This is a genomic window from Colwellia ponticola (genome assembly GCF_005885605.1).
GTDB classification, from domain to species: domain Bacteria; phylum Pseudomonadota; class Gammaproteobacteria; order Enterobacterales; family Alteromonadaceae; genus Colwellia; species Colwellia ponticola.
The window spans coordinates 1-458 of sequence record NZ_SZVP01000107.1 but is presented as its reverse complement, the minus strand read 5'-3'; the positions used below and the strand labels follow the sequence as shown (position 1 = coordinate 458).

Annotated in this window: 1 protein-coding gene; it reads right to left on the bottom strand. The window is 46.7% G+C overall.

The window, feature by feature from the left end:
* Positions 1 to 101: 101 nt before the first annotated feature.
* The coding region (locus tag FCS21_RS16055) for a coiled-coil domain-containing protein (protein ID WP_138624505.1) at positions 102 to 458 on the bottom strand (357 nt) is incomplete at its 5' end.

The following is a 458-nucleotide window of genomic DNA, read 5'->3' as shown; positions in this document are numbered from 1 at the left end:
AATTGTCGAGCAAATCCCGCTCAGTTGGATAGCGCAGGACACCGTCCTTCCATCCATGCTGCTTAAGCACGGTGATGACGTTTTCCTCAAACACCGATTCGCTATCGAATATCATGATTCTTCTCTCCCCGAACTTCCCAGTGTCCTGCCTTTCGCGAGCCGACGCGCTTAAGCAATCCACACCCAATGAGTATTTCAGCATCCCTTCGCACAGTCGCTGATGAGACTCCCGCAGCACGCGCCATATCATCGTATGTCGCGCTGGGGCTCTTCTCTACAAAATGAAGAATGACTCGCTGTCTCTCGGTTATCTGCTCATTCAAACCATTTAACTGCTCATTATTGTCAGTTATCTGCTCATTCAAACCATTTAACTGCTCATTATTGTCAGTTATCTGCTCATTCAAACCATTTAACTGCTCATTATTGTCAGTTATCTGCTCACCACGGATGAATAC